Annotated in this window: 9 protein-coding genes and 1 pseudogene; 6 read left to right on the forward strand and 4 right to left on the reverse strand. The window is 43.4% G+C overall.

Translation table 11 applies throughout. The annotated features are described in order from the left end of the window. Positions 1-14: 14 nt before the first annotated feature. Positions 15-206 (reverse strand): hypothetical protein, encoded by a 192-nt coding sequence (locus tag F6K46_RS23200; protein ID WP_143727904.1) that lies wholly within the window; start codon positions 204-206, stop codon positions 15-17. 126 nt (positions 207-332) lie between these two features. Here F6K46_RS23200 and F6K46_RS23205 point away from each other — a divergent pair, with 126 nt between their 5' ends. Beyond that, complete coding sequence (locus tag F6K46_RS23205) at positions 333-512, forward strand: hypothetical protein (protein ID WP_293061468.1); 180 nt, start codon at positions 333-335, stop codon at positions 510-512. A gap of 212 nt (positions 513-724) precedes the next feature. Beyond that, positions 725-973 carry a type II toxin-antitoxin system ParD family antitoxin gene (locus tag F6K46_RS23210; RefSeq protein WP_229415518.1) on the forward strand — a complete coding sequence of 83 codons (249 nt, stop codon included), beginning with the start codon at positions 725-727 and terminating at the stop codon, positions 971-973. A 358-nt stretch (positions 974-1,331) separates the two neighbouring features. Here F6K46_RS23210 and F6K46_RS23215 read toward each other — a convergent pair whose 3' ends face one another. Then, positions 1,332-1,544 (reverse strand): hypothetical protein, encoded by a 213-nt coding sequence (locus F6K46_RS23215; RefSeq protein WP_293061471.1) that lies wholly within the window; start codon positions 1,542-1,544, stop codon positions 1,332-1,334. A gap of 55 nt (positions 1,545-1,599) precedes the next feature. Between F6K46_RS23215 and F6K46_RS23220 the strand changes: the two genes are divergently transcribed. The 4 genes from F6K46_RS23220 to F6K46_RS23235 all read left to right on the forward strand — a co-directional run bounded on the left by F6K46_RS23220 (position 1,600) and on the right by F6K46_RS23235 (position 7,129). Then, a complete protein-coding gene (locus F6K46_RS23220; protein ID WP_293061473.1) occupies positions 1,600-1,731 on the forward strand; it encodes a hypothetical protein in 132 nt (43 codons plus the stop codon). A gap of 1,028 nt (positions 1,732-2,759) precedes the next feature. After that, positions 2,760-4,463: a SulP family inorganic anion transporter gene (locus tag F6K46_RS23225; RefSeq protein ID WP_293061475.1), complete on the forward strand. Its 1,704-nt coding sequence runs from the start codon at positions 2,760-2,762 to the stop codon at positions 4,461-4,463. Between the two features lie 497 nt (positions 4,464-4,960). Next, entirely contained in the window at positions 4,961-6,370 is a 1,410-nt protein-coding gene (locus F6K46_RS23230; RefSeq protein ID WP_293061477.1) for an AAA-like domain-containing protein, read from the forward strand. 78 nt (positions 6,371-6,448) lie between these two features. Beyond that, complete coding sequence (locus F6K46_RS23235; RefSeq protein WP_075905160.1) at positions 6,449-7,129, forward strand: calcium-binding protein; 681 nt, start codon at positions 6,449-6,451, stop codon at positions 7,127-7,129. A gap of 88 nt (positions 7,130-7,217) precedes the next feature. Here F6K46_RS23235 and F6K46_RS23240 read toward each other — a convergent pair whose 3' ends face one another. Together F6K46_RS23240 and F6K46_RS23245 are read right to left on the reverse strand one after the other, a co-directional pair. Next, complete coding sequence (locus F6K46_RS23240; protein ID WP_293117391.1) at positions 7,218-7,355, reverse strand: hypothetical protein; 138 nt, start codon at positions 7,353-7,355, stop codon at positions 7,218-7,220. 44 nt (positions 7,356-7,399) lie between these two features. Next, a pseudogene (locus tag F6K46_RS23245) lies at positions 7,400-7,717 on the reverse strand (transposase); the annotation flags it as partial. Positions 7,718-7,911: the final 194 nt, after the last annotated feature.

The following is a 7,911-nucleotide window of genomic DNA, read 5'->3' on the forward strand; positions in this document are numbered from 1 at the left end:
GTATATAGCATTTCTTAAATAGGTGAGGTACACAAGTTGTGGATTAATGGAAATAGGGAATAGGGAACTAGGGAATGACTTTTTTGAAGTGTCGTCTGTTGCTTGATGTACTTTTGCTGCTCCAATATCAGCCATACCAACTGCTCCCTTGCCAGTTGTTTGAGGGCTTTTGGCTCTAGCTTGTTCAGTGCGAGTTTTCTGCTCATGCTGTTAGGTTACCGATTTTTTCAGTTTTGTCAACCCCCCTCACCTGAATTCTTACAATTAAACTTAATTGTTCTTCCAACTTATATATTTTATTTTATAGATTTGTACTACTAAGCTCGAAAAGCTTGACTGTAAGCATTCAGCGGTCAGCCGTCAGCGGTCAGCCGTCAGCGGTCAGCCGTCAGCCAAGGGCATCAGCTGATAGCACCTCAAGTAACGTGGCACAGGCTTTGGCCTTGGCCTTTAGGCCACGCGGGGCGCGTTTGGCCACGCTGTGCGAACGACGCTGTGACGTAGCGCATTAGCTGATAGCTGATCTAGGGGTAATTGCAGCTGGCTCACATTTTTTTGTTCCCGCTTTTTATTGTAGGGCGCAGGCTAAGTAGTAACAACCGTTAACATCAGCCTTGCAATTGGGTTGAGTGCGGGGCCAGTCTCTACATTGACAAGCAATTGGCAATTATTGACAATATAGCTATAAACAAGTAGTAAGCAACTAAGTATCCCAATGGAGACAATGAACATTGCCCTGCCCTCTCAGATGAAAGAGTTTATTCAAGCTCAGGTAGCCTTAGGGGGTTATAGCAGCACTAGCGAGTACATTCGAGAGCTAATTCGAGCTGACCAAAAGCAGAAAACTAGATACGCCCTAGAAATGGAAATTCTCAAAGGACTAAGTAGCCCAGAGCCAACACCAATGACAGCTGACGATTGGGAAGATATTCGGGCCAATATCAGACAGCGGTTTGACCAATCCGGGAAATAACTGATACATAGGATAATTACAGCGTTTCTCATATTAATTAGGTACAAAGGATTTTTTCCCGACTCCCGACTCCCGATTCCCGACTCCCGACTCCCGACTCCCGACTCCCTAAAAAAAAATCGGTCAAGTTTGGGTTAACCCCAATCCTTGACCGAATTCTGTACTTTAACGTTCCACAAGTACAGCTTAAAATCGATAATTTCAGATCTCAATTATGCCATGATTACCGAGTTAGTCAGCAACTGCTGAAAAGCAATAACATCCCAACTCATTTTGCTTCATGTTGCTTCATCCTCCTTCACCAAACATCCTTCACCATTCCTGATTTGCCAGGGGGCAACCCTGGCAAACTCCTATCTTAATCTACGTAAAAGTATCGAATCAAAAATGTCATAACCTCACCAGGCTTTCCCATAGGCTCCGGAGTGCTCCACTCCTCCGGCTCCGCATACTTAAGGGAATAAATGGCATTAATTGTTTTGCGAACCTTTTCAGGAGAACCGATCAAAAGGAGCTTGGCTTTCTTGGGTAAGGCACCTTGGTTGTCGGAAGGAGGAAAATTGTTACTCATCTGAAATTATCTCTTGAGTTTGTTTACATTATTAATTTATCAATAAATAAATATATTGTCAAGGGGTTTTAGAAATTTTTTTTTATTAGGAAATCGGGAATCGGGAATCGGGAATCGGGAATCGGGAATCGGGAATCGGGAATTGGGAGTTTTGAATCTAATTCCCCCCTTTTTTAAGGGGGGTTAGGGGGGATCTATGTACCTAATTTCAAAAGTGACATGCTCCCCGGCATACCGACATCAAATTAACTATAAAATAGGAGTTTTTTGTCTAGATTTTTAATAAAATTACTGGTCTGGTGGGCAGTGCCTAATACCAATTCAAAACCTCACAATCCTGTTGGTTCGCACTGCCCACCCTACATCTACATATATAGGTCTGGTGGGCAGTGCCTAATAACAATTCAAAACCTGAAAATCCTGTTGGTATCCACTGCCCACCCTACATCTACATATACTGATCTGGTGGGCAGTGCCTAATACCAATTCAAAACCTCACAATTGTGTTGGTTCGCACTGCCCACCCTACATCTATATTTTTGATAAGATTACTCCTCTGGTGGGCAGTGCCTAATAACAATTCAAAACCTCACAATCCTGTTGGTACGCACTGCCCACCCTACATCTACATATACTGATCTGGTGGGCAGTGCCTAATACCAATTCAAAACCTCACAATCCTGTTGGTACGCACTGCCCACCCTACATCTACATATACTGATCTGGTGGGCAGTGCCTAATACCAATTCAAAACCTCACAATCCTGTTGGTTCGCACTGCCCACCCTACATCTATATTTTTGATAAGATTACTCCTCTGGTGGGCAGTGCCTAATACCAATTCAAAACCTCACAATCCTGTTGGTTCGCACTGCCCACCCTACATCTCTATCCCCATCTCCCCATCTCCCTATCTCCGCATCTCCCCATCTCCCCATCTCCCTATCTCCCTATCTCCCTATCTCCCCATCTCCCTATCTCCCCTGCCTATAAAGCAAATCGATAATTGCCATGAGTTTTTTTAAAGTTAATGTATTTATTAATAAATTATTAATATTAAGTTAAAGGCTTATGTTTCTGGGGGTTGTGCCTTGACCATAGACTTAAGTAAATGATTTTAGTAAGATCATTAAATAAATCTAATGGATGTATTTGCAGTACAGTAAAAAGTAGTTACCTACATGTAATGTAACAATTACCTAAATGTAATTTAACAATGCAACTAACTAACCAAATTCACTTTCGTAACATTAGGGGGGATATTTTTGGTGGCCTAACCGCCGCCGTTATCGCCCTCCCCATGGCTCTTACCTTCGGTGTCGCCTCCGGTGCTGGGGCAGAAGCTGGTTTGTGGGGTGCTGTATTAATCGGCTTTTTTGCTGCGGTATTTGGGGGTACTCCCACGCTAATTTCTGAACCCACTGGCCCCATGACCGTGGTGATGACAGCGGTAATTGCTAACCTCACCGCTGCTAATCCAGACAACGGCTTGGCTATGGCATTTACCGTGGTCATGTTAGCCGGAATTTTTCAAATTCTGTTTGGCTTTCTGCGCCTAGGCAAATACATTACGTTGATGCCCTACACCGTCATTTCCGGTTTTATGTCGGGTATTGGCATCATACTAATTATTTTGCAAACTGCTCCTTTCTTGGGTCAAGGTAGCCCTAAGGGTGGTGTAGTTGGCACAGTTACTAGTTTGCCCACACTGATAGCAAACATCAACCCGATTGAAACTGTTTTAGCGGTTTTGACGGTAGCAATTCTTGTTTTGATGCCCCGCAAATGGAAACGCATCTTACCACCCCAGTTGGTAGCCTTAATTCTGGGAACAGTTTTGTCTTTGGTATTTTTCTCTGGGGTAGATATTCGCCGTATTGGAGAAATTTCTGTTGGTTTGCCTAGTTTGCGTCTGCCGGTGTTTACCACTGAACAGTTACAGTTAATGGTGGTTGATGCTTTGGTGCTAGCTACACTGGGCTGCATTGATGCATTACTAACGTCCCTGGTGGCTGATAGTTTAACCCGCACCGAACATGATTCTAATAAAGAGTTGATGGGTCAGGGTTTAGGTAATTTAGTATCCGGTTTATTTGGCGGTATTCCTGGCGCTGGCGCAACCATGGGAACTGTGGTTAATATCCAAGCCGGGGGTAGGAGTGCCCTTTCTGGTATTGCCCGTGCTTTAGCGTTACTAGTAGTTGTGCTTTGGGCGGCTCCCCTCACCAAAACGATTCCCCTTGCTGTTTTGGCTGGTATCGCCCTCAAGGTAGGTATTGATATTATTGACTGGGGTTTCCTCAAGCGTGCCCATAAAATTTCTTGGAAAGCATCCCTGATTATGTACGGGGTGATTTTACTCACTGTTTTTGTTGACTTGATTGTGGCCGTGGGAGTAGGAGTATTTATTGCCAATATCCTCACCATTGAGCGTCTTAGTGCTCATAGAGCAGACAGTGTTAAAGCGATTACCTATGACGATGAAGAAATTCAGCTTTCCCAGGAAGAAAAAGTACTATTGGACCAAGGTGACGGTCGTATTGTACTCTTTCATCTCAGTGGACCGATGATTTTTGGGGTTGCCAAGGCAATTTCCCGTCAACACAATGCCATTGAAGGTTTTGATGTGCTGATTCTCGATTTCAGTGATGTACCTATTTTAGGTGTTACCGCTACCCTAGCATTGGAAAATGCTATTCAAGAAGCCTTAGATAAAGGTCGTGAAGTATTTATTGTAGGGGCAACAGGCAAAACCAGAAAGCGCTTACAAAGCTTGGATATCTGGCAGCAGATTCCACCCCAAAACCTAGAAGTTAGTCGTTTAGAAGCACTGCGGTTGTCTCGTACCATGGTGAGTAACTCTCAAAATTATGCCCCAAGTCAGGGAAAAGCTAATTTTGATTTATCAGCTGAGATATAAGTTTTATTGAGGGATTTTCAGCTTTTCCTTAAACAAACCTGATTAATCAATTAGCAAACGTTACAAATGAGAAAGAATTTGCGTTAGTTACTTAATCCCTAGTCAGTTTAGCATAGAAGCGTTGAATGTTTTAAACGTTCAACGCTTCTGACTTTTTGATAACTTTTGATAGTTGTTTAGTTAACAAAAATAAAAATTATTTAAAATAAATTCAAATATTGAAGTCTTGCATAAATAGCCAACAACAGGGTGATAAGTACTATAGCGTTTATAGGATTTATGAGGTACGCTTCTAAACCTCAAAGTCCCCCTTGATAAGGGGGATTTAGGGGGATCTATTTGTACCTCATAGCATAGAGTGAGCCGTAGTGAGCCGTAGGGTGGGCAGTGGATAAGACCAATTGAAAAGCTGACAATCGCTTTGCTAGCCACTGCCCACCCTACCTCAACGTTTGCCTCTTGCCTTGCCCTAATATTCCCAAAACATTTTTACTGACATGATTGCTCAAGAATTTGATGAGTTTTACCCCTCCCGTCCAGTTCTGAGTGTAGTCTCTGGAGTAGACTCAGAATCAGAGTTAGCTTGGATACAAGCAAAAGAGTATGCTGATCAAGTTGTCTTCAAAAATACAGGCAAACATCTCAGTGACATTGAAACGAAAGTACTTCAGGGTTCCTGGGAAGGGAAAACCTATGAGCAAATCGCCAATAGGTATGGCTACAGTGCTGAGTATCTTAACAAAGATATCGGCAACAAATTATGGAATAAGCTCTCAGAAGCCTTAGGAGAAAGGGTTACCAAAAAGAGTTTCAAACAAGCACTGAAAAGAGCATGGAAAAAGTGTCAAGGTAAATCAGTGGGCACCAATGGAGAGCAGCAAGCATCTGAGCCGCTAACAACGCTACCATTTCCGTCGGGTTGGGTGGCGCTGGATTCACCTCTTTATGTGGAGCGAGACAGCATCGAATCTCTCGGTTACGATACCGTTATTATGCCTGGTTCCCTGATTCAGATTAAAGCACCAAAGCTAATGGGAAAAACCTCCTTAATGATGAGGATTCTAGCTCATGCTCAATCCCAGGATTTTCAAACGGTGTATTTAGATTTGAATAGTGTAGACCGAGCCATTTTAACGGATTTAGATAAATTCCTACGCTGGCTCTGTTTGAAAGTTGGTCGGCAGTTAAAGTTAGACAATCAATTAAATGATTATTGGGATACAGAGATTTTGGGTAGTAACGATAACTGCACAGTCTATTTTGAAGAGTATTTACTGGCAGAAATAGATTGTCCCCTGGTCTTAGCATTGGATGAAGTCGATCGAGTTTTTCCCTACCCCGAAGTAATAGAAGACTTTTTAGGGATGCTGCGCAGCTGGCATGAGAAAGCCAAGATTTCAGATATCTGGAAGCAACTGCGGCTAGTGATAGCACATTCTACAGAAGTTTATATTCCCTTGGACTTAAATCAATCTTCCTTTAACGCTGGGATTCCAGTAGAGTTGCGAGAGTTTGACCAACAGCAGGTAAAAAATTTGGCTCAGCTCCATGGACTAAATTGGGAGAATGCCCAGATAGAGAAATTAATGACAATGGTATCTGGTCATCCCTATCTGGTAAGGTTAGCGATGTATGAAATTGGCTCTGGCAAGGTAACATTCCAGCAGTTGTGGCAAGATGCACCAACAGAAGCAGGTATTTATAGCAACCATTTGCGGCGACATTTAGAAACACTGCAACAATCACCAGAGTTGCTTCAGGCCCTCAAGAAAGTTGTCACGTCATCCGAGCCAGTGGAACTAAATCCCATAGAGATTTACAAACTACACAGTATGGGGTTGGTAGAGCGACAGGGTAACTATGTTCTCGCTGCAATTTGTACCGGGAATATTTCTACCAAGTTCTAGCTTTTAGGTAAGCATCTGCGCTACGCGCACGCTGCGCGAACAGCTGTCAGCTATCAGCTAATGAAACAGCAAACATGAATGGCAGATATTTTTGGTAATAGCAATCCTAATGTGCTACCTGGCACAAACAACAGCGACAGAATCTTTGGTTTGGGTGATGATGATCAACTGCGTGGTGGAGGTGGATACGATCGGCTATTTGGCGATCGCAATGCTCCAGGAGAGCAGCCTATAATTATTATCCCCGGAAATGACACCCTTTGGGGAGGTGGCGGCACTGACGAACTGTTTGGCGATGCTGGTAATGACTTCCTCGATGGTGGCAATGACGATGACTCTCTTGAGGGTGGCATAGGTAATGATACTCTGCTTGGGGGTGATGGCAATGATACTCTCGTTGGTGTTAATCCCTTGGCAATAACACCCGGTTTTGATGAGATTGACTCCCTAACTGGTGGTTCTGGAGGAGATCTATTTGTGCTTGGTGATGCTAATCAAGCTTACTATGACCATCTAGGCGAGAGTGATTTTGCTATCATCACAGATTTGAATCTGTTTGAGGATAGTATTCAACTCAACGGAAATCCTGCTCGCTATGAATTGCAAGAAGAAACCGTCATCCTTGATTCTGGAGATGTGATTCAGGGACTAGGAATTTACGCTATCCAAGAAAGTTCCGGTTCAAATGATTTGATTGGTTTGATAGAAAACTCCCCCATAGGTCTGGATTTGAACGATTCTGTATTTAATTTCGTTTAGTTTCTATTGAACCAAACTTGATAGAGTGCGGTCTGAACTTGACTCAGATCGCCTCTTTAAGCACAACAGAAATCGATGTTGCCAGAATTTAAATTCTAGGTTCGCTGTCAATCATATCATCAAGGACTACAAAGTCAGAATTATCAATTTTTTCTATAAGACTGTGTCTATCTCCATTAGCTTTGATCGCATTTTCTGAACCACCATGAATATTGGCTATTGACACTCCCCGGCCTAAAGGCGCGGGGATTCTTGGATCAACGACTCGTCTTACTCAGCCTGACCGGAATCAGGAAGAGCAGAGGACAAATCTCCCCCAGCGTTCGGATCAATGATCCAGGTTCCGGTGTGCCCCACCGTACCCAAGGCTCTGTTAAGGATATTGATTGCAGCGTTGTGATCGCGATCTAGTTGACACCCACATTTACAAGTGTGAGTTCGAGTTGATAATGATTTTTTGACGACCTCGCCGCAATCAGAGCAGTTTTGGCTAGTATAGGCTGGGTTTACTGCAACAGTGACCTTGCCTAGTTTAGTACCAAAATTCTCCATCCATTTCCGAAACTGATACCAACCTGCATCATTAATAGGTTAGAGTCGATGCCTAGGTATTACCCTAGGGCACCTCTCCTTCAAATCCGTGCATGAAACTTTGGCCTCACACGGCTCCTAGATATCCTAGCTTTTAAGCTTGCTCCCGTGGATGAGTTGGTGACAACTCTGGTGTACGGCCATTAGGTTCTTAGGCTTCCAATTGTCGTGGTTTCCATCAATGTGATGAA

This window comes from Moorena sp. SIO3E8 (assembly GCF_010692445.1).
Lineage (GTDB): Bacteria > Cyanobacteriota > Cyanobacteriia > Cyanobacteriales > Coleofasciculaceae > Moorena > Moorena bouillonii.